Source organism: Streptomyces marispadix (assembly GCF_022524345.1).
GTDB lineage: Bacteria > Actinomycetota > Actinomycetes > Streptomycetales > Streptomycetaceae > Streptomyces > Streptomyces marispadix.
Map to the genome: position 1 here is coordinate 2,802,783 of NZ_JAKWJU010000002.1, position 24,960 is coordinate 2,827,742.

General features: G+C 70.9%; 24 protein-coding genes and 1 pseudogene. 15 read left to right on the plus strand and 10 right to left on the minus strand.

The features are described from left to right. Positions 1 to 57: 57 nt before the first annotated feature. The 4 genes from MMA15_RS11590 to MMA15_RS11605 form a co-directional block, all read right to left on the minus strand. The gene (locus MMA15_RS11590) at positions 58 to 771 is read right to left on the minus strand and encodes a pentapeptide repeat-containing protein (protein WP_241059075.1); all 714 of its coding nucleotides are present in this window, start codon (positions 769 to 771) and stop codon (positions 58 to 60) included. Between the two features lie 256 nt (positions 772 to 1,027). Next, complete coding sequence (locus tag MMA15_RS11595) at positions 1,028 to 1,387, minus strand: cupin domain-containing protein (protein ID WP_241059077.1); 360 nt, start codon at positions 1,385 to 1,387, stop codon at positions 1,028 to 1,030. A 209-nt stretch (positions 1,388 to 1,596) separates the two neighbouring features. After that, entirely contained in the window at positions 1,597 to 2,451 is an 855-nt protein-coding gene (locus tag MMA15_RS11600; protein WP_241059078.1) for a lysozyme, read from the minus strand. A gap of 390 nt (positions 2,452 to 2,841) precedes the next feature. Continuing rightward, on the minus strand, positions 2,842 to 3,645 hold the full coding sequence (locus MMA15_RS11605; RefSeq protein ID WP_277400992.1) for a uracil-DNA glycosylase: 804 nt from the start codon (positions 3,643 to 3,645) through the stop codon (positions 2,842 to 2,844). A 355-nt stretch (positions 3,646 to 4,000) separates the two neighbouring features. Between MMA15_RS11605 and MMA15_RS11610 the strand changes: the two genes are divergently transcribed. The 3 genes from MMA15_RS11610 to MMA15_RS11620 all read left to right on the plus strand — a co-directional run bounded on the left by MMA15_RS11610 (position 4,001) and on the right by MMA15_RS11620 (position 6,924). Continuing rightward, positions 4,001 to 4,537 (plus strand): DUF488 domain-containing protein, encoded by a 537-nt coding sequence (locus MMA15_RS11610; RefSeq protein ID WP_241059080.1) that lies wholly within the window; start codon positions 4,001 to 4,003, stop codon positions 4,535 to 4,537. Between the two features lie 453 nt (positions 4,538 to 4,990). Further along, entirely contained in the window at positions 4,991 to 5,914 is a 924-nt protein-coding gene (locus tag MMA15_RS11615) for an SCO1860 family LAETG-anchored protein (RefSeq protein WP_277400994.1), read from the plus strand. Positions 5,915 to 6,162: 248 nt separating this feature from the next. Next, positions 6,163 to 6,924, plus strand: a complete 762-nt coding sequence (locus MMA15_RS11620) for an SOS response-associated peptidase (RefSeq protein WP_241059084.1) — start codon at positions 6,163 to 6,165, stop codon at positions 6,922 to 6,924. A gap of 183 nt (positions 6,925 to 7,107) precedes the next feature. On the opposite strand, the gene MMA15_RS11625 is transcribed toward MMA15_RS11620, so the two are convergent. Next, positions 7,108 to 7,971, minus strand: coding sequence for a class I SAM-dependent methyltransferase (locus MMA15_RS11625; RefSeq protein ID WP_241059086.1), 864 nt, complete (start codon positions 7,969 to 7,971; stop codon positions 7,108 to 7,110). Between the two features lie 113 nt (positions 7,972 to 8,084). On the opposite strand from MMA15_RS11625, the gene MMA15_RS11630 reads away from it, so the two are divergent. Further along, on the plus strand, positions 8,085 to 8,663 hold the full coding sequence (locus MMA15_RS11630; RefSeq protein WP_241059088.1) for a TetR/AcrR family transcriptional regulator: 579 nt from the start codon (positions 8,085 to 8,087) through the stop codon (positions 8,661 to 8,663). A 63-nt stretch (positions 8,664 to 8,726) separates the two neighbouring features. Here the strand turns inward: MMA15_RS11630 and MMA15_RS11635 are convergent, their stop codons facing one another. After that, complete coding sequence (locus tag MMA15_RS11635) at positions 8,727 to 9,407, minus strand: DUF899 family protein (protein WP_241059090.1); 681 nt, start codon at positions 9,405 to 9,407, stop codon at positions 8,727 to 8,729. 218 nt (positions 9,408 to 9,625) lie between these two features. Beyond that, positions 9,626 to 11,710: a LamG domain-containing protein gene (locus tag MMA15_RS11640; RefSeq protein ID WP_241059092.1), complete on the minus strand. Its 2,085-nt coding sequence runs from the start codon at positions 11,708 to 11,710 to the stop codon at positions 9,626 to 9,628. Between the two features lie 481 nt (positions 11,711 to 12,191). On the opposite strand from MMA15_RS11640, the gene MMA15_RS11645 reads away from it, so the two are divergent. Continuing rightward, positions 12,192 to 12,710 (plus strand): DUF1203 domain-containing protein, encoded by a 519-nt coding sequence (locus MMA15_RS11645; protein ID WP_241059094.1) that lies wholly within the window; start codon positions 12,192 to 12,194, stop codon positions 12,708 to 12,710. Positions 12,711 to 12,753: 43 nt separating this feature from the next. On the opposite strand, the pseudogene MMA15_RS11650 reads toward MMA15_RS11645, so the two are convergent. Both MMA15_RS11650 and MMA15_RS11655 read right to left on the minus strand, forming a co-directional pair. Further along, positions 12,754 to 13,403, minus strand: a pseudogene (locus MMA15_RS11650) (response regulator). After that, positions 13,400 to 14,572, minus strand: coding sequence for a sensor histidine kinase (locus MMA15_RS11655; protein ID WP_241059096.1), 1,173 nt, complete (start codon positions 14,570 to 14,572; stop codon positions 13,400 to 13,402). The pseudogene MMA15_RS11650 and the gene MMA15_RS11655 overlap by 4 nt, the downstream one beginning before the upstream one ends. Before the next feature lie 132 nt (positions 14,573 to 14,704). Here MMA15_RS11655 and MMA15_RS11660 point away from each other — a divergent pair, with 132 nt between their 5' ends. Next, a complete protein-coding gene (locus MMA15_RS11660; RefSeq protein WP_241059098.1) occupies positions 14,705 to 15,487 on the plus strand; it encodes a class I SAM-dependent methyltransferase in 783 nt (260 codons plus the stop codon). Next, the gene (locus tag MMA15_RS11665; RefSeq protein WP_241059100.1) at positions 15,484 to 16,209 is read left to right on the plus strand and encodes a DedA family protein; all 726 of its coding nucleotides are present in this window, start codon (positions 15,484 to 15,486) and stop codon (positions 16,207 to 16,209) included. Before MMA15_RS11660 ends, MMA15_RS11665 begins: the two co-directional genes overlap by 4 nt. Here MMA15_RS11665 and MMA15_RS11670 read toward each other — a convergent pair. Beyond that, positions 16,194 to 17,663 carry an FAD-dependent oxidoreductase gene (locus MMA15_RS11670; RefSeq protein WP_241059102.1) on the minus strand — a complete coding sequence of 490 codons (1,470 nt, stop codon included), beginning with the start codon at positions 17,661 to 17,663 and terminating at the stop codon, positions 16,194 to 16,196. The two genes, MMA15_RS11665 and MMA15_RS11670, sit on opposite strands and share 16 nt — an antisense overlap. A 263-nt stretch (positions 17,664 to 17,926) precedes the next feature. On the opposite strand from MMA15_RS11670, the gene MMA15_RS11675 reads away from it, so the two are divergent. The 8 genes from MMA15_RS11675 to MMA15_RS11710 all read left to right on the plus strand — a co-directional run bounded on the left by MMA15_RS11675 (position 17,927) and on the right by MMA15_RS11710 (position 24,783). Further along, on the plus strand, positions 17,927 to 19,051 hold the full coding sequence (locus MMA15_RS11675; RefSeq protein ID WP_241059104.1) for a family 43 glycosylhydrolase: 1,125 nt from the start codon (positions 17,927 to 17,929) through the stop codon (positions 19,049 to 19,051). A gap of 92 nt (positions 19,052 to 19,143) precedes the next feature. Continuing rightward, complete coding sequence (locus MMA15_RS11680) at positions 19,144 to 19,992, plus strand: hypothetical protein (RefSeq protein WP_241059105.1); 849 nt, start codon at positions 19,144 to 19,146, stop codon at positions 19,990 to 19,992. 549 nt (positions 19,993 to 20,541) lie between these two features. Then, positions 20,542 to 20,889 carry a hypothetical protein gene (locus tag MMA15_RS11685; protein ID WP_241059107.1) on the plus strand — a complete coding sequence of 116 codons (348 nt, stop codon included), beginning with the start codon at positions 20,542 to 20,544 and terminating at the stop codon, positions 20,887 to 20,889. A 442-nt stretch (positions 20,890 to 21,331) separates the two neighbouring features. After that, positions 21,332 to 21,472, plus strand: a complete 141-nt coding sequence (locus MMA15_RS11690; RefSeq protein ID WP_241059110.1) for a lasso RiPP family leader peptide-containing protein — start codon at positions 21,332 to 21,334, stop codon at positions 21,470 to 21,472. 19 nt (positions 21,473 to 21,491) lie between these two features. Then, the gene (locus MMA15_RS11695) at positions 21,492 to 23,312 is read left to right on the plus strand and encodes an asparagine synthase-related protein (protein WP_241059112.1); all 1,821 of its coding nucleotides are present in this window, start codon (positions 21,492 to 21,494) and stop codon (positions 23,310 to 23,312) included. Then, the gene (locus MMA15_RS11700) at positions 23,309 to 23,560 is read left to right on the plus strand and encodes a lasso peptide biosynthesis PqqD family chaperone (protein WP_241059114.1); all 252 of its coding nucleotides are present in this window, start codon (positions 23,309 to 23,311) and stop codon (positions 23,558 to 23,560) included. The genes MMA15_RS11695 and MMA15_RS11700 overlap by 4 nt, the downstream gene beginning before the upstream one ends. Positions 23,561 to 23,562: 2 nt before the next feature. Continuing rightward, a complete protein-coding gene (locus tag MMA15_RS11705; protein ID WP_241063151.1) occupies positions 23,563 to 23,970 on the plus strand; it encodes a lasso peptide biosynthesis B2 protein in 408 nt (135 codons plus the stop codon). A gap of 408 nt (positions 23,971 to 24,378) precedes the next feature. Further along, entirely contained in the window at positions 24,379 to 24,783 is a 405-nt protein-coding gene (locus MMA15_RS11710; RefSeq protein ID WP_241059116.1) for a tyrosine-type recombinase/integrase, read from the plus strand. The last annotated feature ends 177 nt before the right edge of the window (positions 24,784 to 24,960 follow it).

Here is a 24,960-nt window from a genome sequence, read left to right on the forward strand (position 1 = left end):
TCCCCCGTGCGACCGGCCCCGAGTCCCCCCGACCGATCGCCTCCCGGCCACCTTGCGTCAGCCTTGGACTCGCACTCCGAGTTCTGCCGCGAACGCCGGTGCCAGGTCCATCAGTTGAGCCGAGCTGATCACAGCACCGCCCAACTGCCCCACGCCCGCCGTGACTTCCAGCTCCGCCGCGTCCCGCAGATCCACATCCGTAAGCGCCGCCCCGGAGAGGTCGACGCCGCGCAGCACACATCCGGGGAACGCGACCCGTTCGAGCGTGGCACCGCCGAAGTCCGGCTCCACCAGTACGCAGTTCTCGAAGGTGACGTCCAGCAGGCGGCCCTGACGCAGATTGAGAAAGTCGATCTTCCCTCCGCGCACCAGCACCCGGGACAGCCGCGCCCCATGGATCTGTACGCCGCCCAGTCGCGCGTCCAGCAGCTCCACGTCACGCAGCTCGGCACCGGCGAGATCCGTACCGGCGCCGGTCACGCCCTCCAGCACGCTGTCCAGCAGCCTCGCCCGCCCCCATCTCGCCTCGTCCAGCGAGCAGTTGCGGATGCCGCACTCCAGGAAGCGCGCTCCCGAGGCGTCGCTGCCGCCCAGATCCGCGCCCTCGAAGCCCACACCGTCGTAGTCCCCGTCGGGCGAAGGGCCCGTCTCGTAAGGCCGCAGCTCCGGGAGATCCACCTCCGGGCGTCGCGGCGCCCGGACGGCTCCGCCCGCCTTCCGCGCAGTGGATCTCGCCCCGCCGACCGGGCCGTTCGCTCTTGTGCTCGCCATGAGGACATCGTGCACCCGGGCGCTGACAGCCGACCCGCCCCGAGCCGCTTGCGCCGCATGCCCCATCGACGGGGCGGCCGCGGGCGGCGCCGATTTCCCGGCCTCGCGCCGCCCGCGGTCACGTCTCTTCGGCGCGCTCGATGTCAGGGCCGGATTCCGGGGCCGGATTTCCAGGGCCGGGATTCGCGGCGGCCTGATTCCAGTGCCGGACTCCCGTGCCCCTGGCGGCCGTTCGCGCCGATGGCCGTCCTCCGGGCTAGCCCTTCGCGTACTCGGTCGCCATCTGACCCGCGAAGTCGTAAAGGACGACGGGCTCGTCGCCGACGACCCAGGCGTCATGACCGGGCGGGCACACGAACACGTCGCCGGGCCCGACCTCCGTCTCCGTGCCGTCGTCGTCCATCCTGACGCGCATCCGCCCCTGCACCACGAATCCGTTGTGGTGCACCTGGCAGGTCTCGGTCCCCGCGATCGGACGCAGTGATTCCGTCCAGCGCCAGCCGGGTTCGAATGTGGCTACGGCGAAATCCAGTCCGGAAAGGTGGAGGGCCTCGACGTGCCCGCGTGGGAAATCGCGCCGCTCGTCCGCCTTGTCGACCGTCTTGACCTCGATCATGGGGTTTCCCTCCAATCACCCCCGCTCGTTCCATGGTGCGACGCGAGAGGCGCAAGCGGCGAATACCTCGGAAGCGAATTCACAGCCGCGAACAAGCGGACGCCGGAGTCCCGATCGGGATCTTCACCCGCCGCCGAGGTCCGCAGACGCGAGCGGCGGCCCCCCGGTGCGTTCCCGGAAGGCCGCCGCCCGGCGGTGGGTACGTGCGCTCAGCCGTTGGCGAGCGCCTTCAACCGCGCGTAGGAGCCGTTGAACCGGTCGTGGTCGCCGACCGTCTTCCCCGTCGACGTGTACTGCCAGAAGGTGTGGAACGGCCAGCGCCCCGGCAGCGGTCCCACCGACCTGCCCCAACTCGGAACCCACAGCGGATTCGTCCTGTTGAACCTCGTCGTGTTCCCGGTGCACGTCTTCCACCAGGTGGTCGAGGTGTAGATGACCGCGTCACGGCCGGTGCGCGCCTTGTACGTCCGTACGAAGTCGGCGATCCAGTCGCTCATCGCCTTCTTCGACTTGCCGTAGCAGGCCGAGCCGTAAGGGTTGTACTCGATGTCAAGCGCGCCCGGCAGCGTCTTCCCGTCCCGCGACCAACCGCCGCCGTGCGAGGCGAAGTAGTTCGCCTGCGCGGCGCCGCTGGAGTTCGCGGGCAGCGCGAAGTGGTAGGAGCCCCGGATCATGCCGCTGCGGTACGAGCCGTTGTACTGCTGGGCGAAGTTGGGATTGCGGTACGTCGTCCCTTCCGTGGCCTTGACGTATGCGAATCGAGTGCCGTTCCTCTTCAGGGTCGACCAGGCGACGTTGCCGTTGTGGCTGGAGACGTCCACGCCCTCGACGGACGCCGTGGCGGTCCGCGAGGACGCCGGGGCCGCCGGTGTGTGACCTTCGTTCGCGTCGAGGGTGGATCCCATCCAGTCCCTGTCCGGGTGTGCGGGCCGCTCGTCGTCGCCTTCCGCCTCGGCGATCCCGGGCAGTACGAGGAGCAGGGTGAGGGCGGTGAGGAGAACGGCGGGGGTCCTCACCGTGCCGGGGACGGCACGGCGCGAAGGGCCGGACCTGGGCAGGGGCATGCGTGCCTCCGTGTGTGTCGATGAGTCGCGCAGCAGCACCCACGAATGTATCCGGACAAAAACGTACTAATTGGTTGCCTCGCCGTACGGAGAGCGTGGACGGGGGCGGCCCTGCCCACGAGTGATCGCGGGGTGGACAGGGGCCGGAAGAGGGCCCGGTCGGGCCTGTGACGAGACGGAACGGGCGGGAGGGATGCGGAAGCGGACCCCTGGGACCAGGGACCGGCGCCGTGCCGTCGTCGCGTAGCTCGGGGAGTGCCGGGCCGGGCCGGGCCGGGCCGGGCGGTCAACTCCTCTGTGCGCGGCGGGAGTCGGGCCTGTGCTCGATCGCCGTGCCGCGACGCAGACGAGGACCGGGGGATGTGACGACCTCAGCGGCAGCGCACGGCGTCAGCGCCGTGGCAGTCCCGCCGTGGCAGCCGCCCGGCCCAGCACCTCGCGCAGCATGGCGGGAGTGAGCGTGCCCGTGAACATGTTGCGCTGGCTCGGGTGGTAGCCGCCGACGAGGCGCAGCTCGCGCCGCCCCGCTCCGCCGCGCACGTCCGTCAGCAGCACCTCCGCGCCGTGCCCGAACACCGGGCGTGGGCGCGGCAGTCGCCAGCCCGCGTCGGCAAGCACCGGCAGCAGCGCCTGCCACGCGAAGCCGCCGAGCACGACGATCGTGCGCAGCGTGGGTGCGAGCAGCTCCAGTTCGCGGGCGAGCCAGGGCCGGCAGGTGTCGCGTTCGGCGGTGGTGGGCCGGTTCGCCGGCGGCGCGCAGTGCACGGGCATCGTGATCCGCACGCCGTGCAGTTCCATGCCGTCGCCGCGGTGCGTGGCGGTGGGCTGCGAGGCGAGCCCGGTGTCGTACAGCGCGGCGAAGAGCGCGTCACCCGAGGGGTCGCCGGTGAAGACCCGGCCGGTGCGGTTGCCGCCGTGTGCGGCCGGTGCCAGTCCTACGACGGCGAGCGCGGCGTCCGCGGGGCCGAATCCGGGGACGGGCCGTGCCCAGTAGCTCCAGTCGAGGAACGCCTTCCGCTTCGTACGGGCCGCCTCCTCGCGCCAGGCGACCAGCCTGGGGCAGGCACGGCAGACGGACACCGCCTCGTCGAGTCCGTCCAGTCCGGCGGCGGTGGCCACGCGGGGTGCGGTGGCGGCGGGGAAGCCGGGGTCGTCCGGGTCCGCCCGGCCTCCCGGGTCGTCCGGTACCGCCAAGTCGCCCGGATCTGCGCGGCCTTCCGGGTGGTCGCCGGTTGCGTCCCGGTCCTCCGGTCCGCCGTCCGGCGCGGTGGATGCTGACACCTGGGTGCCCTCCCTCGGGTCCGTCGGGCCCCCTCGGCGCGTGGCCCGCCGCCGTGCCGGGCGGCGGTCCTATGGGCGGCGTTCGTCTGCCCTCCGCCTCCCCTTGAGGCGGGGACCCGGGAACCGCTGGCAGACTCGGTGCCATGCGAATGCTCTCGTCCGATCCCCGGGTACGGGAACACCCCGAGCGTGCTCGTGCCGCCGCCGCGCCTTCGGCACCGGCGCCGTCCCCGGCACCGATCCCGCAGCCCGCCGCCGCCGGAAGCCGGTGAGCCCGGCACCCCCGCTGGTGACCTTCGGTCACGGCGTCGCGAACCGCGATCAGCTCGCGGATCTGCTGCGCGGCGCGGACGTCGCCGCCGTCGTGGACGTACGTACGGCACCCGGCAGCCGGCGCAATCCCGACGCGCGCCGTGAGGAGCTGGCGGCCTGGATGCCGGAGGCGGGCCTGGAGTACCGGTGGGAGAAGCGGCTGGGCGGCTTCCGCAGGGCGGCTGCCGACTCCCCCGATGTCTTCTGGGAGCACGCGCAGTTCCGCGGTTACGCCGGATACACGCGCGATCCCCGATTCCTCGACGCCATGGACGAGTTGCTGCGTCAGGCGGCGCGAACGGAACGCACGGCCGTGATGTGCGCGGAGTCCCTGTGGTGGCGCTGCCACCGGCGCATCATCGCGGACTTCGCACTGCTGGCACGCGATACGCCCGTACTGCACCTGGCACACGACGGACGGCTCACGGAGCACCCGGTCGCGCCCGGCGCGCGGCTGGGCGACGACGGTCTGCTCGTCTACGACCGGCTGTGACGCAGCGCCGGGACGCGGGACCGGGACGCGGGACCGGGACGCGGGACCGGGACGCTTGGTCCGGACGCACGCAGAGCCGGGACGTGGCCCCGTAACCTCCGGCCGGGACGAGGCGGCGACAGACGCAAGCACGGGCGACGGACGCAAGCGCGGCAGGCGGGGGACGGCGTGCGAGTGAGCGCGGCGCACCGCGCCCGCCCAACTCGCGTACCGCACCCGGCAATTGAGGAACGCAGACCCCCGGCACGGCCCCCGGATGTGCCCATTCCGGATCCGTGGAGGAAGTGTTTCGAAAACACTCACGGTCCTTCACCAAATCCGGTTACTGGGAGTTGCACCACGGTCGCCCGAACGGCATAGTTCCCCGGACCAACGCCCCGACTGCCCCTGCTGTCCCCCTCGTCAGCCTGCGTCGGCGGCTCCATGTCCCCTGGAAGGTTCCGCTACTTGATCATGCATGTCTTGGGCTCGCGGGCCCGTCGGTCCGCGCTTTTGGGCGCCGCCACCGTGATGGTCGGCGGCGCGATGTTCACAGCTCCCGCCCACGCGGCACCCGTGGACGGCGACTCCCAGTCGACCGGCAAGGCGACCGCGACCGCGGCCCGCGCCGACCTCGACGTATCCGTGGCCGACGCCGCCAAGGTTCCGGTCCGGGCCTCCCTCAACGCCGTCCGGGCGCCGCAGGACGCCGAGAAGAAGCTGCTCACCGCCGAGGTGAACGGCGCCAACAAGGGACAGCCCATCCGGCTCGTCCAGGCCGATGTCGCCCGCTCCCGCGCCAAGGCCGGGACCGAGCGTTCCGTGGGCAATGTGAAGCTCGTCGGGCTCAAGGCCTTCGCGCCCGGCCTGCCGGGAACGCCGCTGGTGAGCGCGGACCTGCTGACCGCGAGCGCTTCCTGCGCGGCCGGTGAGAAGCCCGTCGCCAACGCGGATCTGGAGAACGTCACCGTTCTCGGAAAGCCCGTCAAGATCAACGGAGTCGGCAGCCAGCAGATCAAGCTGCCGGGCCTGGGCAGCGTCGATGTCGGTGTCGAGCAGGAGACCACGAAGACGGCCTCCGGCGCGGCCACCGCGCTGAAGCTGTCGTACGAGCTGAACCCGGCCAAGCTGAACGTCGTGAAGGCCGCCGGTGAGATCGTGCTCTCCGAGGCGACCTGCGAGACGCCGAAGGGCGACGGCGGCGACGGCGGCAACGGCGGCGGGGGCAACGAGCCCGGCCCGCAGACCGGCGGCGGCGACGGCGGCAGCGACGACGGTCTCGCCGAGACGGGCGGCAACTCCGCCACCCCGATCATCGCCGGCGTGGGCGCGCTCCTCGTGGCCGGTGGCGGCGCGATGTACCTGATCCGGCGCCGCAGCGCCCGCAGCAACGGCTGAGGTCCCACGAGGACCGGTCCTCACCGCCCTGACGGTGACGAAGCCCGCCGCACTTCCCCGACGACGGGGATGCGGCGGGCTTCGCCGTGTCCGGCCCGGCGGACCCCTGCTCCGGTCGCCGCCGCTGCCTTGGAGCCTTCGAGGCGTGAGGGCGGCAAGGGCCGCGCATGCGCAGCGGCATACACGAGGGCCGCAGGGGTCGTCGGGTTTCCCCGGGACGGACGGGCCGACCGTGGCAGGCTGTACGTATGTGCGGCAGATATGCGTCGACCCGCAGCCCGGAGGACCTCGCCGAGCTCTTCGACGTCGACCACTGGGAGCAGGAACAGGCACCGGCGCCCAACTACAACGTCGCCCCGACCGACGACGTTTGGGCCGTCCTGGAGGCGGTCGACCGGGAGACGGGAGTCGTCGAGCGCCAACTGCGCCCGCTGCGCTGGGGGTTGGTGCCGTTCTTCGCCAAGAGCCCGAAGACCGGCGCGAAGATGATCAACGCCCGGATGGAGACCGCACACGAAAAGCCCGCCTACCGCCGTGCGTTCGCAAAGCGCCGCTGTCTGCTCCCGGCCGACGGCTTCTACGAGTGGCAGACCGTACCGGCGAGCGGCAGCCGGAAGGCGTACAAGCAGCCGTACTTCATCAGCCCCGAGAACGGCGAGGTCATGGCGCTGGCCGGTCTCTACGAGATCTGGCGGGACCCGGAACGCGACAAGGACGACCCGGAGGCATGGTGGAGGACCTGCACCATCCTCACCACCGAGGCCACGGACGCCGCGGGCAGGATCCACCCCCGCATGCCCCTGGCCATCGCCCCCGCCGACCAGTCGTCCTGGCTGGACCCGGCACACGAGGACCCGGACGAGCTACGCGAGCTGCTGACGTCCCCCGCGGGCGGCCACCTCGACGCGCGCCCGGTCTCCACCGCGGTGAACAACGTACGCAACAACGGTCCTCATCTGCTGAAGCCCACGGAACCTCCCGAGGAAGCGCCCCCCGGGCCGACCGGGTGACTTCCCGGCGGCCGTCCTGATGGTGGCCTTCCCGATCGGCGGCCTGGCCGATCGGCCCCAAGTCCCGTGCGTAGGCCGGTAGTCGGGGCACTCCCACGTGTACGGATGCGAGCCCGGCTGGGGCTTCGGGTACGGGCCCGGCTACGGGCACGGGTACGAACCGGCGGGCCCCGGCGTACCGGTTCAGACGGCGCCGCCCCGGCGCGCGACGACGGCCACCGTCGCGTAACGCATCGTGAAACCGCCGCCCACCGCGTCGACCGCGGCGCCGACGCCCTCCAGGATTCCCGCCAGCCGGGCGGCAGGGAGCCTGGTGAAGAGCCCGAAGGTCGGCATCTGATCCAGCCAGGTGTCCCGCGTGTACGACCGTTCCCAGTCGAACCGCCACTGCTCCGCCGCCCCGAACCCGCCCGTCCCGCCGATGCCTTCCACGGCCTTGGCGATCAGCGGCGAGTAGGAGTCCAGGTCCTGGCTCATCGTGGACGCGAGGTCCACGGGCGAGTCCGGCATCACCCGGCGGCAGGCCGCCGCGAAGGACTCCGCCAGCGCGGGCGGAAGCCGGAAGACGTTCCAGAACAGCGCCAGCAGGCCGTCCGGCCGCAGCACTCGGCACGCCTGCGCCGCTCCCGCCACCGGGTCGATCCAGTGCCATGCCTGCCCGGAGACGACGGCGTCGAATTGCCGTCCGGCGCGGTCCCATGTCTCGAACGCCGCCAGCTCGGTCTCCACCCCGGAGCGCCGCGCGGTGACGGCCATCCGCTCGTCGGGTTCCACGCCGAGCACCCGGCAGCCCGCCGCCTGGAACTGGCGTGCCGCAATCCCCGTACCGCACCCGGCGTCGAGCACTTCAGGACCGGGGCAGGCCGCGACGATCCGCTCGACCAGGGCCTCGGGGTAGCGGGGGCGTACACGGTCGTAGCGTTCGGCGTCGGTGCCGAAGGACTCGGCGGTCAGCCGGTGCCGATGGGGCTCGTTGCCGGACGGCGGCGAGGGTTCGGGGGCGGACGCGGATGAGGGAGCGGGTTCGGGTGCGGGTACGGTGGGCATGCGCCCACTATGGGTGGGCACACGCCCACTCGTCAACGTCCGGTCGCCGTGACCCGCCACAGCAGGGGCCGGGCTCCGTAGCAGCGAGGTCGAAGAGGAAGAAGAGGTACGAGGTGCCGACAGGTGTGGCCATCCGCGACGTACGCGAGCAGTTGCGCGCCGCCGCCGAACGCATCCTGCTCCGCGACGGGCCGAACGCGCTGACCAGCCGCGCCGTCACCACCGAGGCGGGCTGCGCCAAGGGCGTGCTGCACCGGCACTTCACCGACTTCGACGACTTCCTCGCCGAACTCGTCGAGGACCGCATCGCCCGACTCGACGACCGGTCCGACGCGCTGCACGACTCCGCCGGCACCGGCACCGTCACCGGCAATCTCACCGCGGCACTGACCGAGCTCTTCGAGTCGGTCGCCGTCGCGATCGTCGCGCTCATCACCTCAAGGGACGGGCTACGAACCAGACTTCGCCGTACCACACCGACCGGCGTGCCGCTGCTCACGGAGGCCGCGGCCATGCTCGCCTCGTATCTCACCGCCGAACGCGACCTCGGCCGCCTCCCGCCGGACGCCGACCCCGGCACGCTCGCACCCACCCTGATCGGCGCCGTGCATCTGCTCTTCGCCGACCGGGAAGACCCGCCGCCCACCGAGAAGGCCGTGGAGGACGTCGTGTCGACGGTCGTCAGGACGTGAGGCGACGGGTCAGCAGCGTCAACAGCCGTACGTGGCAAGGGAGATGGCCGCTCCGGTGGACCCCTAGTAGTCGAGCCCCGGGTACCACTCGCCCCGCCCCCGCGGAGTCAGGTCGAGCAGGTGCCACACCGGGCTGAACAGGTCGATGCCCCGCTCGCCGATGTCTTCAGCCATACGGGGGTGGACAGAGTAGAAGTGGCTTACTGCACCGGCCTCGTCGCGGGTGAAGACCGACAGCGTCGAGTCCTGGCCCCCCTCGGCGTCCTCGCTGCCCAGGTCGTACTTGAAGGTGCCGGAACCGGCGCTCAGCAGCCGCAGATTCCTCCACCCGCGATTGCGGGCGTGGGCGCGCAGCTCGGGCAGCCCGGCCGCGGCGACGACCGCGAAGTCGGCGTTCCGCGTGACGTGGCGGACCACTCCGTTGAGGCCGTCGAGCCACATCGTGCACATGGGGCACGGCTCGGTCTGCCGCTTGCCGTACATCAGGTGGTAGACGATCAGGTCCCGTCCGGGCCGGGTGAACAGCTCGCTGAGCCGCACCTGGCGCACGGGCTCGTCACCGGCGTCCAGGCCGGACGGGCCCTCCTCGAAGACGTAGTCCTCTACGACGGGTCCCGGCGGCAGCTCCCGGCGCATGGCGGCGACGCGTTCCCGCTGCCGCATCAGCTCGATCTCGGCTTGCCGCAACTCCTCGCGGGCGCTGACGTATTCGGCCGACTCCGTGGCGAGATTGGTCTGGCGCATGGCTACCCCGCTGCCCCGACTCGATGTGCCCGTGGCCGCTCGGCTCCGGGCCTGGCCCGGCCACCGTAAGCGGTGAACCCCCCGGTCAGGGCGCCTTGCGGGGCGTGCGGGTCGCCGTGTCCTGCGGGGCGGCCGTCCGTGTCGCTGCGTGCCCGTCGTCCGGTGTGTGCGGGCGTCGGCGTCTCAGTGGTTCAGCCTTCCCCGCGGTCTGGGTCCGGTCAGCCGTTCCAGGCGTCCTCGTCCGCGAGCTTCCGGGCCTCCGCACCCGTGAGCGCTCTGGGGTACGCGCGCACCCCGGCGACGGTCCCCTCGAGTCCGCGGATGAACCCTTCGCCCAACTGGGCCCGGCCGACGGCGAATTCGCCCTCCGTGCTGCTGTCGCCGTCACGGCCGACGGAGTCCTCCAGCTCGCCGTCGACGTACAGGCGAATCCGTTCGTCGGACGCGTCCCACACCCCGGTCAGCGAGGTCCAGCGGCCGGCACGCGGTGCGGAGTCGGACTCCGCCTCGTCGGCGGGCGAGGTCCGGGAGTCCGCCTGGTGCATGCGCATCTCCCAGCGGTTCTCCACCGCGTCGTACTGGAGCTGGAAGGAGCTGATCTCGGTCCCGTCCTGGCTGGCGACGGTCTGGTACTCGTCCGTGTTGCTCAGCTTCACGCGAGCCGACACCGAGAAGCTGCGGTCGGTGTCGAGGACGGGCCCCCGCGATGTCACCGACTGCTGCCCGAAGAAGGCCAGTCCGCCGTCCGCCAGCGGCTTCGGCAGCGGATCGCCCTTCGGCGTCCCGTTCTTGCCGTTGCCCGAACTGTCCGCCGCCACCGGCCCGTCGGCGTCCTTGTCGTCTCCGAAGAGCCACTCGAGGGCCGCGCCCTTCACGGCGGGCGAGGGGGTCGGGGAGGGGCGCCGGTCCCGGCCCTCGTCGCCCGGCGGGGCGAAGTCGCCGCCGCCCGACCTCGACGGGGACGGGGACGGTGAGTTCGAGGCGGACTTCGACGGCCCGGGGTCGCGGGGCTGGGAGGTGGACGGTGTCTCCTTCGACGGCACCACGCCTGCGAGTTCGGAGAGTTTCGTGCCGACACCCTGCGCGTAGGCGAACGCCACCGCCGCGGAGCACACGCCCACGGCCGCCGCGACCTGGGTGACCCGGCGGCCACGCATACGGTCCCGGCCGCGTATCCGGTCCCGGCCGCCCGTGCGCTCCCGGCCGCGAGCCCTGGCGGGCGGAGCGAGGGGCGGTGCCGTCGGCGGAGGTCCCACCGGCGGCACAGGTCCGGCCTCCGGTGAAGGACCGGCCGTCGGCGAAAGTCCGGCCGTCGGCGAAGGACCGGCCGGTGCCGCGGACGACGCGGACGTGGCCGCCGCGGCTCCGCGGCGGTGGCGTTCCCGCCCGCCTCCGCGCCTGCCTCCGCGCCCGCCCTCACGCCCGCTCTCACGCCCGCTCTCACGCCCGCCCTCGCGTCCGATCACCGGGATCTCGATGGTCGTCGACGCCCACTCTCCGCGCCGTGACTCGGCGTACTGCGGCCCTCCCCAGGGCAGCAGCGCCTGTACGAGGAGGCCGCCGAAGTCGGAGTGCATACGCTCCAGATCGGCGACCGCGCGTGCGCAGTAGCCGCACTTTGCCAGGTGCTCGACCACGTCGCCCGTGTTGCCGCCGCGGCCGTCGGCGTAGGCCATGACCACGCGGTGGAAGCGGCGGCAGTCGTCCGCCATCCCGTACTGGTGGATCTGCTCGTAGGCGTAGTAGAAGTCCCGGTGCGCACGCCTGATCAGTACGGAGACCTCCTGGGACTCCGACGAGCCGGAGCCCAGCAGTGGGGCGATGGCGTCACTGTCGGCACGCTCCACGAGGTGGTGCCACAGCACCGTCTGAAGGTTGGGCGGCAGCGAGTTGAAGGCGCGGGCGGTGACGGAGCCCTGGTGCAGGAAGGCGGCACCGCCCTGTCCGTCGGGTTCCTCGTAGGACGTCTGCGGCTGCGGTCGCGCGGCCAGCCATACCGCCAAGTCGGCCTCGAGAACGGCACGATGGCCGGTCTCCGCGACTCCGGCCGCGGCCCACAGCACCAGCGCCAGGGCCTGCGGACGCACCGCGCCCGCGGTGATCCCGCCCTCGGCCGCCGCCGACTGCCATGCGCGCCGCGCCAGTTCTTCCACGGCGGAAACGTCGTTCAGACAAATGGCCGCAAACGCCCGAACGGCGTCGAAATGCCGCCGTTCCAGCTCCGCCAGCGCGGCCCCGGCCGACTCCCCGCCGCCGCGGACGAGTTCGACGAGCCCAGCGTCAGAGACACACTCGGTTTCCATGCCTTCGAATTCCCGTCGGCCAAGGCGCCCCTCACCGGCGGAAGCGCGTGGCCTCACGCAGACGGCTGGGTGACGCTCAGGTCCACTGTGACCAGCCCGGCGAACTGCCCTGCCGGGCCGGCGGACCGCATCGTCCGCACGCTGCCCTCACCACGCTACCGCCGGCCTGCGCCGACGGCCCGTCCCCGCCGAAGATTTGGCACAGATCGACAAGTCCCCTTGGCCCGAAGGGGCGTTGCGCGTGACATTCACGGACACCCCGGCTGTTCTGCGCCAGCACACCTACGCGGCAGATGGAGGTCTTGTCCGGGGAAGTGGCGTTATCGACACGCATTCATGCGGCGCGCAGAACCGGTCGTCCCGTAAGCGCCGGTGACGCTGATCCACACTACGGACCCCCCGCACCCGCCGCCCGCGCACCCGCACTCCCGCGTCCGGATTCCGCCAGCGGACCGGGCGCGGGCGGCCGACGCTGGAGCGCATGACGGCATACACACCGCTTCCCATCCCTCCCACCACGCTCAAGGAACTCCGCGACACCGACGACTCCGGGCGGCCCTTCCGGCCGTACACGGCACGTGCGGACGGCGTCCCCCTCAACTGCGTGGGCAGTCCGCTGCGTTGCTGCCTGCGGGCTATCGAGCCGGGCGAACGGGTCGCGCTCGTCTCCTACGCGCCGCTGCGCCGCTGGGCGGCGGCGACCGGGGCGGACCCGGGTGCGTACGACGAGTCGGGGCCTGTGTTCATCCATGCCGCGGAGTGCGGGGGCCCGCAGGACCCTGGCGGCTACCCCTTCGCCCGTCCGGGCGCGCTGCGCACCGTCCGCCGCTACGACGCCGACGGCCGTATCGCCGGAGGCCGCCTCGTCGAGATCCCCGAGGACGTGGAGGCGGGGTTCGACCAGGCGTTCAGGGAAGCCTTCAGCCGTCCGGAGGTAGCACTCGTACATGTGCGGGCAGTCGAATACGGCTGCTTCCAATTCGAGGTACGACGGCCGTAGTTCAGCCCTGCGGCGGCCGGAGGGGCGACATGTGGAAGCAGGGTCAGTCGGTGAGCCCGGCGTCTCGTGCCAGCAGGGCGGCCTGGACGCGGTTGGAGACTTCGAGCGTGGTCAGTATCCGGCTGACGTGTGCCTTGACGGTGCTCTCACGCATGCCGAGCCTGGCGGCGATGTCGGCGTTGGTGTCGCCCCTGCTGAGCAGGGCCAGCACCTCGTGTTCGCGGGGCGTGAGCTGTTCGAGCCGGGTACGGGCGGCAGCCGCACGGAGCGGGCTGGTCGCGTGGTAGCGGTCGATGAGGCGGCGGGCCGCGACGGGATGGAGCATGGCCGATCCGGCGGCGACGAGATGCACCGCCCGCAGGATCTCCTTCGGTTCCACGTCCTTGAGCAGGAAGCCGTCGGCCCCGGCGGCAAGGGAGTTGTAGACGTACTCGTCGACGTCGAAGGTGGTCAGCGTGATCACCTTCGGGGGTGGGGCAGTGCGCGCAGCCGGCGGGTGGCGGCGATGCCGTCCAGGCGCGGCATGCGGACGTCGACCAGCGCCACGTCGACGCGGTGTGCCCTCGCCAGTTCGACGGCTTGCAGCCCGTCGGACGCCTGGCCGGCGACCTCGATGCCGTCGTCGCCGTCGAGGAGGTCGGTCAGCCCCAGGCGGACGAGGGCGTCGTCGTCGACGATCATGGCGCGGATCATGTACGGATGCCGTTCTGCTCGGCGTCTGCGGGACAGGGTATGCGCGCGGCGAGACGCCAGGAACCGTCATCGCCCGGCCCGGCGCGCAGACGTCCGCCGAGGCTGGTGACGCGCTCGCGCAGGCCGACCAGACCGTAGCCGGACGGGGGCGTCTCCATGGCCGTACTGCCGGGTCCGTTGCACACCTCGACCTCGGTGACGGGCGGCCCGTAGTCGACGCGTACGGTCACCGGCGCGCCCTCGGCGTGCTTGCGGGCGTTCGTCAGCGCCTCCTGAACGAGACGGTGAACGGCCAGGCGGTGAACGGTGGGAGCCTTGTCCGGCTGCCCGCCGACGGTCATCCCGACCTGCTGCCCCACCGTTTCGGCTTCCTCGACCAGCTCGCGCACGTCGCGCAGCACGGGCGCTGAAGCGGCGTCCCCGTCCCCGTCCCCGCCTCCGCCGGTGTCCGCGTCCGCCGTGGCGCCGCGGCCGTGCAGGGCGCCGAGGATGTCCCGCAGATCGCCGAGGGCCTCGGTGGAGGCCGTACGCAGCAGAGCGAGACGCTCCGCGACCACCTGGGGCAGCGTGCCGGTCGTGGCGGCGAGCACGCCGGTGTGCAGGGCGATGAGGCTCAACCGGTGGGCGAGCACGTCGTGCATCTCGGCGGCGATACGGGAACGCTCGGCGGCACGTGCCGCCTCCTCCCTCAACTCCCGCTCGATACGCAGATGTTCGACCTCGGCGTTGAGCATTCTCACCCGGCGGCCCCGGCCCGCCCAGTGCCCGCACCCGACGACGACCAGCAGCAGCACGCCGAAGCGCACGGTGAACGACGACGTCGCCGAGGCCAGCAGGGACTCGGCGACCAGTACGGCGGCGCCGCAGCCCAGGGCCACCGCGATCCGGCTGTGGGAGGCCAGTTCGAACAGGGCGACCAGCAGCAGCGGCAGCAGCGGCCACCCCCAAAGGCCCGTCGCCACGGTGGCCAGCAGAGGTGCGAGCAGCCAGTGGGGGCGGCGCACCAGCAGGGCCAGGCCGCAGAGCACCGCCGCCGCGCTCACCGGCGTCAGATACCGCCCGTCCGCCGACACGGCGCCGTACTGCACGGCGCCGAAGGTGACCGGCACCACCAGGCCGAAGCGCCCGTATGCGGCCCACGAGGGGTGCCCTATCCAGCTCCAGCCCACCCCGCGATCCTAAGCACGGGACGGGAGGCCGCCCTCCGGCGATCTTCCACGCCCGACCCCTACTTTCGTAGGGGTCCGTCGTCGTACAACGGCGGAGTCGCGGGCGCCCGGCCGCTTTCTAGCGTCGGGGCCATGAGCCACTCCCCCGCGCCGCGCCGCCGAATCCCTGCCCCACGCCCCGCCGACGGCTTCATGTTACTCCTCGAAGCCGCCCGCGATCTGCGCACCGTCGGAGCCGTCGCACCCAGCGGCAAGGCACTCGCCCGTGCACTGACCGAGCCCGTACGCGCACAGGCCGGACAGCCGCTGGACATCCTGGAGGCCGGGGCGGGAACCGGAGCCGTCACCCGGACCCTGATCCCGCAACTGGCCCCCGGCAGCCGCCTGGACGTCGCCGAGGCCAACCCGCGCTTCGCCCACCGCCTGAGTGAACTCGTCCGCGCACACCCGCACTTGGCCGGACGGCCCCCCGAGCAGGTACGCGTACACGACGTCCACGTCGAGCGCCTGGAGACCGGCCGCCGCTACGACGTGATCGTCTCCGGGCTGCCGTTCACCAACTTCTCCCCCCACCACGTCGAAGCGATCATGGACCGGTATCTTGAACTCCTCCGTCCCGGAGGCACTTTGACCTACTTCGCATACCGAGGCACCGGGCGCGCCCGCGCCCTGCTCGCCTCCCCTGCGCAGGCGCACCGCCACCGGGCCGTGGAGCGGCTTCTCGCCGCCTACCGTGACCGCTGCGCCACCGGCCGCCGCACGGCGTGGGCGAACCTTCCCCCGGCAACGGTCTGGCAACTGCGGCGCCCCGCATACGCGGTCGAGCACTCGGGCACGCGGGCTGCGACGGCGGAAGGGGCCGGCGGTGCGGGCGGTGTGCCCGGCCCGGCGGGCGTGCCCCGGACGGGTCTATGACCGCCCTCTCCGGCATGTCCGCCGCCCTCGGCCACGTGCCCCCGGGCGCCGCCTACGGGATCGTGACTTCGGCCGTGCTCGCCGAATCCGTGCTGCTGATAGGCGCGTTCGTACCCACGCTCACGTTGTTGCTGACGGCGGGCGCACTGGCACGTACGACGTCACTCGACCTTTCGCTGGTGATCGCAGCCGCCGCGTGCGCCGTAGTGGCGGGCGACTTCCTCGCGCACCGCACCGGAGGGCTGCTCGGCGAGCGCCTGCGCAACGGACGCCTCGCCTGCCGCATCCCGGCCACCGCATGGCGTCGCGCCGAGTCGCTGACGGCACGCTACGGCGGCCAGGCCGTGTTCCTCTCCCGCTTCCTCCCCGTCATCCGCACACTCACCCCCCACCTCACCGGCGCCACCCGCCTCCCGTACCACCGCATCGCCCCGTACAGCGTCACGGCCGCCTCGCTGTGGGCCACCGGAGAGACCACCCTCGGCTACGCGGCGGCGACATCCCTCCAACAGGCCCTCGCCCTGGGCCCGTTACTCGCAGCGCTCGCGGTAACGGCGGCGGCCGGCGCGCTGGCATGGGGGAAGCTGCGGCGTGGGACGAGTCGACGGGCAGGGCGAGGGGCAGGACGACGGTCAGAGCGAGGGGCAGGGCGCGCGAGACGAGCGGCCGAGGCCACCCGCCTTCGGCCCGATGACGAGCCGGTCCGTCAGACGATGTCGTAGGAGACGCCGAGCAGGTCCTCGTCGGCGAGGCGCTTCTTGAACGAAGTGAGTTGCGGCCCCTGGGGGTTGAGGCTCTCCGCGACTCTCAGCCCCGAGTACAGGGCGGTCTCCTGCAAGTCGGTGATCGTGGTGAAGCTGCCCGCGAAGTACAGGTTCCGCTCGCCCTGGAAGGCCATCATGTCGCGCGCCGCCGCGAGGGAGCGCGGGGTGGACAGCGGGTGGGAGAACCGGCGTTCGGCGAGGAGTTCGCCCGGGTCGTCGGCACGGTGCGCGGCCCAGCTCTTGAAGATGCCCGGCTTGGTCGCGGGGTCCGAGGTGCCGTAGTAGGCGCCGACCCAGATCGACGTCTCGCAGTGCCCGCCTCCCACGGCCGCGTTCTGGACGGCCCAGTAGTCCTTGTCGGCGGGCATGTAGTGGGGATCGCGGTGGATGACGAGGCGCGAGGGATGGTATTCGTGCGCCCCGAGATGCTCCGCGATATGCCCCAAGTCCGGGACGTCGCCGAAGAATTCCTTCGACACGGGCGGCGGAGCAGTGACGACGACCGCGTCGTACGGCCCGTGCCGCCGGCCGGAGGCGGTACGGACATGCCAGGTCCCCGACTGCTCCTCCAGGCTCTCCACAGCGGCCCGGGTGAGCACGGTGGTGTTCTCGCACGCGTCGAGAAGCATCCGCAGATACCCCTCCAGACCCACCGTCGAGTTGTAGGTGTGTACGGGCTCGAAGATGCTCCGGGGAAAGGTCTTCGCGAACGACGACAGATGGGCACGTGCCGACTGAGTACGGACGAGCTCGACGTCACCGCAGGTCAGGGACGACAGCCACGGGGTGAGGACGTCGCGCTTATAGCCGTCGTCGATGTCCAGCCCGTCGAGCCACCCGCCCATGGTGGTCTCCCAGGGCGCGTCGGGCTCGGTCATCTTCCGCGCCTCCCCGGTGAAGGTGAGGAAGCGCAGGGCCCCCGGGATGTCCTCCAGGACGTGCTCCGACCCGAAACGGGCCTCGCCGGTGCCGCCGTCGAAGACGGTGAGACTCGCAGGCCCTTCGATGACCAGGCTCTCCTCGGGATCGTCGCTACGAGCCCCGATCTCCGCGAGGAACGACCAGTACAGCGGGTGCGTATCGGGATGGAAGAACTCGGCGCCGATGTCGACCGCGTAGCGCTCGTCCCCCTCGGTGACGTTCAACGTGTCGGCGTGACCGCCGATCTTGTCGCGCGACTCGAAGAGGTCGACGCTCCACGCCGAGTCACAGAAGTACGCCGAGGCGATTCCCGCGGCCCCCGCCCCGACGACCGCGAGCCGCTTCCCCGGCCCGGCCTTTCCCCCACGCCGTTCCCGCTTCGCCTGATTCGCCGGAATCGCCCGGGAGTTGAGCAGCCCCAGCGAGGCGACCCCCAGAACTCCGCCCTGCAACACCGACCGCCGCCTCAAGGGATTCACCGAGCCCAGCATTCCGCCTCCGCCGCATTGGTCTGAACCTTTAGGGAGGGCTCATCGTAGCCCCGGGGTACGGGCCGTGACACGGGCGGTACGAGTCGGGCGCAGCGGGGCGGGGGCGAGCACGGGGCGCGGGCACGGGCGCGGGGCACGGCGGAAGGTCATGGCGCCCACCGGGGCTGCGCTCGGCCGGAATGTATCCGCTTTGTATGTCCACTCACTTCAATCGCGAGTCTTGATCACGACCTGTGCGTGCGGAACTGCGGGGGAAGGAAACCATGAGGAACAAGAGAGCCAAGCTCGTCTCGGCGGCCATAGTGGCCGTGTTCGCCGCCACTTCGGCGGTGGCGGCCGGAGCCACGACTTCGGGGACGACGGACGCTGCCGACGGGGGCGTGGCGAGCAGCGATTCCTCGTCCACGCGCAGCGCGTCGGAATTCAAGCTCGCCGACCCTGACACGGTGCCGACCGGCCAGGGCGACTACATCACCTACGGCACCAGCAGCGCGGGCACCAAGTGCGGCGGCACGAAGCACGGCTTCAAGGTGCCGATGCTGCGGCACGGCTCCGGCGACGACGTCGGAATCGCCGACTGCGCCGTGGGTGACGCACTGCCGAAGAAGAACATCGGCGAATGGGCGGACAAGTCCGGCGGAGTGTGGGCGCCCGGCGTCGTCGAGCACAAGGGCAAGTACCTGATGTACTACACGATGTCCAAGAAGGGCTCGAAGCAGAAATGCATCGGCTTGGCGAGGTCGGCCGATGCGAACGGCCCGTTCAAGGACGACGGCGACCGCCCGTGGGTCTGCCCGGCGAGCGGCAGGTGGGCGATCGACGCCAACCCATACGTCGCGGGCGGCAAGTTGTATGTCGCGTACCGCGACGATCAGGTCACGCGAGGCATCGAAACCGGTGTCTCCGTTGTCGGCGCCGGCGACGACGGATGGGCGGACAAGAACTTCTCCTCGCGCCGTACCGCGATCACGAGCAAGGACATCGCGTGGGACAGCGCCCGGAACAAGGGCAACAACCACATCGTCGAGAACCCGTCGATGTTCAAGGCGGGCGAGAGCTGGTATCTCGCCTACTCGGCGAACGCCTGGGACAGCGCGCGCTACGCGACCGGTATCGCCAAGTGCGGCACCAAGCCGATTCCGCGCAGCAAGTGCGCCCCGTTGCGCAGCGGCGTCAAGCGGCCGTACTTCGGATTCAAGGGAAAGGCCGGCCTCGGACCGTGGCGGGGGCTGCCCGGCAACCACACCGGCCCCGGCGGCATGGACGTTTTCCAGGCTGAGAACGGAAGCCACCGAGCCGTCTACCACTGGTTCCAGCGTTCGGACAAGAAGCGATACCCGATCACCGGCACCTTCGTATGGCACGACGGCGGATTCGCGGTGAAGTGACGGCCCCAACCTGGCCGTCGGCCGAGAACTCAGAACTCGCAACACGCAGACACACGTAGACACACGCAGACGCACGTGTGGAAGGGAAACCCGTGGAATCGATCAGCGGAAGAATCAGCAGAAGACGCACTCTCGTTCTGGGAGGCGGCGCCGTTCTCGGAGCTGCCGCGGCACTCACCGCAACGAGCGGCGCCGGCGCGGCCACCGACTGGAAGCGCCTCGTCGTCGTCACCGCCAACATCGGACGCAAGCACCTCGATCAACGAGAAAGAGCCATCCGCGACGTCCGTCACGCGGCGACGACAGGCGGCCGGCTCGCCAAGCCACTGGTGGGCTGGCAGGAGATCGGCGAGGGAGACGACGACGGCCGGGAACCGCGCTGGATCAACGAGCACTTCGGCAAGGGCTTCCGGAACATCTTCGAGACCGACAAAGCAGCCCACCGGGTGCCGATGTCGATTCCCACGGAGTTCAACATCGTCGACCGCAGGAGCACCCCCGTCCACGGCGGCATGGACGGCGTATCGCCGAACCGCGTCATCAACCAGGCCGTACTGGAGCTGGCGAGCGACCCGCAGTTGAGGTTCGTGTTCGTCAACACCCACTACGTGGCCGGAGCGTGGAACGGCAAGAACGACTCCCACGAGGCCTGGCGCCGCCGCATGTGGGCCCGGCACTTCCGCAGCCACCGCGACGATGTGCTCGACCACTGGCACTCTCAGGGCTACCCGGTGATCTGGACCGGCGACGTGAACCGCAGCCCCATGCCGCTGCTCCTGCCCAAACGCGAAAAGCGCGCGTTCCGCCGCGGCATCGACCAGATCGCCTGGATCCCCGGCACCAACGGCACCGAAATCCGCCTGACCGGCACCAAGTCCGTCCCCATGCACGTGGACGACCACCACGCAAGGGTCGCCATGATGCAGATCCGCCGCGCGTGAGGCCGCCCGCGACCGCTCGGACGCCACGCAACGCAGAGCCCAGCGCCCAGCCGTCGTGAGCGACCGGCGCCGGCACTTCCTCCCGCACACGAACTGCGCCCGCCCCCGCACGTGAATCTGCCGGGACAGCGCAGGAGAACCCCCGCGTGAAGAGGCCCCGTTCCGATCATGGAACGGGGCCTCTGACCTTGTTACTTCTCCGGAGCCGCCTGCCGGATTCGAACCGACGACCCTGTTTACAAGCATTGGGCGAACGCGCCGAGGCGACCCCGGGGTTGGGCCCTGCCATAGGGAACTGCTTGCTGATGGCAGTCCTCGTGTGCCGCCGTTGCTGTCAACGTTGCCGTCACCCACGTCACGAGCATGAGGCGGCGTGCTCCGGATCTGGCGGGCTCGCCTGCCGGCCTGCTTCTCGATGGCTTTCCGTGCGGCGTTGAAAACCAGGCCCCACGGGAAACCGCGCGTATCGCCCTGCTTCGGCGGGTGCGGCTCGCCCGGTCCGAACAGGACGTCGACGCCCCGGTCAGCTTCCAACAGCGAGGTAGTGGCGTGGTCTTACCGCCGCTCGTCGTCCCTGCACGGGACTTCTGGTCCGGCGTCCTGGTCCAACTGACCGTGCAGGACGACGGCACCGGTATCGGCCACATCTGCGGCGGCGCCTCCTACATGCCGATGAAATCCCACCGCCCGCCGACTCCCGCACCGGTCGAGGAACACTCGGCACGCCCGTACGAAAGCGCCCTCGACCCGCGGGAGTCGCTGCCGCTCGGCTTCGCCCTCTACGGCGGGACGCGCCTGCCCGGAATGAAACTCGTCCACGCCCTCCAAGGGGAGAGACGAGACACCACCGCGTGTGGCTCCGCGACCTGCACGGTTCCGGCGCCGCCGCCGACGTAGGCGAACCCGTCGCACAGTACGGGCCACGCGACCTGTGGGCCGAAGTCGAGGCAGCGTACGCGGAGTATGCCGACCTCGGCAGACCAGAGCCCGAGACGTTCGGCATAACCGTCTCCCCGCATGGCGAACAGATGTGGATCGGCGACCCGAGTCGCGTGATCGGCCCGTCCTCGTCGGCCGCCGCTCCACGCCCGGCGCCGTTGACGTCCTGACCGGCTTCCCGTGCCTTCCTCGTCACGGCTAACTGAGCCTTCCGCAGTACCGGTCGCCCTTCAACCCGAGGCTGGCATCGAGGGGTTGAGCGCTGACTGCCACCGGAAGGTGTGGTTTGCGGACCCGAAGTGCCAGTGATCTATAGCGCAGTTGGCGGTGATCACCATGTAATGCCCTTAGAGCCCCGAATGGTTCGGGTCTGTTCCGACTGAGAGGAGATGTCGTAAACGTGAACACCAGTGAGTTCCTTACGAGTGAGGGGGTCGCCGAGTATGAGGCGCCCGTGATCACCGACATCGGCGAGTTCGCCGAACAGACCAGGGGTGAATTCGGTGACTGGCCCGACTACCCGGTCGGTCTTTGGCTCTGAACGAGGTTGATCGACGATCGTGAGTAGCAGCAGCGGTTGGCCCGTGTCGTGGTTCGTCGTGCTGGCGGACCGTGACGAGCAGCGGGATGTGGTGGAGCGGGTGCCGGCATCCGCGCGGCGGGTTGCCTCGTACGCCTCTGGCCGTCCGTGGCTGGTGGGGCAGGTGCCGCAGTGGCAATGCACGATCGTGGAGGTCGGATTGAACCGACTGGTGGTGCTCGGGGTCTGCCCGAGCACCACCGACGACCTGTCGCAGCGCCTGTCCCGCGTTGGCGGTGTGGAGGACCTCGACGGTCTGGCTGCGGCGTTGCCGGGCAGTTGCCACCTGGCGCTGGCGGTCGAGGACCGGACCCGGGTGCAGGGCACGGCCTCCGGGCTTCGGCGTGTGTTCCAGGCCCGGCACGGTCGCGGCACCATCGCGGCAGACCGGGCCGATGTGCTGGCGGCGCTGACCGGCGCTCCGTTGGATGAGGACTGGCTCGCGCTGGGGATGCTCCGGTACCTGCCGCATCCACTGGGGGACCGGACACCGTGGCGTGGCATCGACGGCGTGCCCGCAGGCTCCGCCCTGCAATGGGAGGCCGATGGGTCGGCGCGGGTGCGCCGTTGGTGGACACCACCGGAACCGGCGGCGTCGGTAGCCGAAGGTGCGCCGGTGCTGCGCGAGGAGCTTTCCCGCGCGGTGGCACTACGCGTGGAGCAAACGTCATCAGACGCTCCGCTGGGGTGCGATCTGTCCGGCGGGATGGACTCGACCTCGTTGTGTCTGCTTGCCCACCACCACGGCGCCGACATGGTCGCCCTCACCACCCACCACACCGACGCCTCCAGTGCCGACTCCCGCTGGGCCGACCTCGCCGCGACCGTGATGCCCGGACTGGACCGGATGCACCTGGGCCCGGACGACCTCCCCCGCTACTTCGCCGGCATCGACGAGGTCCACCCGCCGACCGACGCGCCCTCGCCGTTGCCGCGCGGTCGGGCGGTGTTCAGCCGCAGCGCGCGGCTGTACTCCCGTCGCGGGGTGCAGGTTCACTTGGCGGGGCACGGTGGTGACGAGGTCGTCGCCGCCCCGGACGCCTACGTACACGACCTGTTCCGCCGCGATCCCCGGACAGCGCTGAAGCACCTGCGCGGCCACCGCGCTCGGCGCCGCTGGACGAAAGCGCACATCGTCCGAGGACTCGCGGACCGCAGTGGCTATTCCGGATGGCTGGCCACCGAGGCCGACCGTCTCACCGACCCCGAGCACACCAGCGCGTTGTTCGGCTGGGGTGCGCCGCTGCGGCTGCCGCCGTGGGCCAGCCGCCGTGCGGTGCGCGTCGTGTCCGAGGCGTTGGCCGAGGCCGCCGCCGGTGCGCACTCCCTCGCACCGTCCCGCGGCCAGCACACCGCGCTGCAACGCATCCAAGAAGCGGGGAACTACTACCGGTTGTTCTGCCAGGAAACCGACGCCCCCTGCATCGAACTGCCCTATCTGGACGACCGCGTCATCGAGGCGTGCCTGTCGGTGCGACTGGCCGAGCGAGGCGATCCCTGGCAGTTCAAACCGCTCCTCACCCGCGCGATGCACGGCATCGCACCCGCTGAGTTCCTGACCCGCACCACCAAGGACACCCCCGCCCTGGACTGCTACCAGGGGCTACGCGCCCATCGAGCCCAAGTACTCGATGTAGTGGCCGCCTCGCCGCTGGTCCACCACGGCCTGGTCGACCCAGCCGCGCTCCGCGCCGCCGTGCTCTCCCCGCAACCCCGGCAGTGGGCCGCGCTGGAGCACTCCCTGTCCTGCGCCACTTGGCAACCCCGCACCCCGATCATCACTTCAGGAGCAACGGCATGACACTGCGACTCCATCCGAAAGTCGCCGCCACCACGACCGACAGCGGCATGGTGCTACTGGACCAGAACGCGGGGCGCTACTTCGAACTCAACGCGACCGGCGCGACCGTCGTCCGAGCCCTCACCGATGGTGCGGACCCAGTGCAGCAACTGATGCAGCGAGCCTCCGTCCCCAAGGACCAAGCGGCCCAAGACGTCGCCGAGTTCCTGGAGACGCTGCGCTCCCGCGGTCTGGCGGTGGACCAGTGAGCATGCCCGCCTCGGTCAACGCGTTGCCACCGTTGGCCTGGTGGCGGCGACCGCCAGTGTTGCTGGCGGTGGCCGGCGCGTGGTGGCTGGCGCGACAATCACCGGCCCGCATCCAGGCAGTGCTCAAGGTCCTCCGGCGAGGCGCCCGGCCCGCCACCTACGCCCAGGCTCAGCAAGCGCGCAACGACGTCCTGGCGACCAGCGTGCAATGCAACGGCGAAGGCTGCCTCCAGCGCTCCTTGGCCACCACGCTGCTCTGCCGGCTGCGAGGGACCTGGCCAACCTGGTGCACTGGCGTACGCACCATGCCCTTCACCGCGCACGCCTGGGTCCAAGTAGACGACCGCATCGTCGACGAGCCATACCCCGACGACTACTACCGACCCATGCTCGTCGTGACGCCACGGTAGAAACCGGTGGCTTCGGCAGTTCTGAAGGTGAACGTCCGGGTCGTATCGGATGAAAAGACTGGAACGGGGCGCTGCTACACCAAGCTCGGCCCGACATCGACGCCACGCGGAGTACGTCGACCTCGGCAGACCAGAGCCCGAGGCATTCGGCATGACCGCCACCCCGCACGGCGAAGAGATGTGGATCGGCGACCCCACCCGCGTGATCGATCCGTCTTCTTCAGATCCGGCGCCGCACCCTGCCCGTTGAGGTTCTGACCGGCTCCGGCCGTCACTCCGTGGCGGCTCCGGGCCGAGGCCCCCGGCCCGGATGTCCGTCGATCCCCGGCGGGGACAGCCGGTCCGTCGTCCAAGCAGCCGAGGATGTATCCCTGCCGCGTCGCCCTGCCTTCGGAATGCGTGACTGCTATGCGGGCGCGACGCAGCCAGCAGCTTGCCGACCAGCGCGCGGCTGGCGCGGGCTGGAAGGGGGCGGCTCACGGGTTGATCTTCACGACGAAGAACGGCACTCCCATCGAGCCCCGCAACCTCAACCGCTCGTTCGAAGCCTTGTGCAGGCGGGCGGAGATCCGAAGGGTCCGCTTCCACGATCTGCGGCACACGTGCGCGTCACTGCTCCACGAGCAGGGTGCGGACGCTCGCATGATCATGGAAGTTCTCGGGCACAGCTCGATTCGCGTCACGATGGACATCTACACGTTCGTGCGCCTCGACGCCCAGCGCTCAGCCTTCGACCGCGTCGGCGATGCGCTGAACGACGGCCCGGACGAGGGCCAGGACGACGATCCCGGCGCGGCCCCAAAAGAGGACTGAGGTGCTCGCTGGCGGTTGCCGTCAACCGTCGCTGTCTGCGGCATGAAAGAGGCCCCTTGAACGATTCCAAGAGGCCTCTGACCTGCGAGCCGCCTGTCGGATTCGAACCGACGACCTTCTGTTTACAAGCTGTGGACAGCTCGGACATCTGCGGTCGCAGCGGTCAGGCAAGCGACG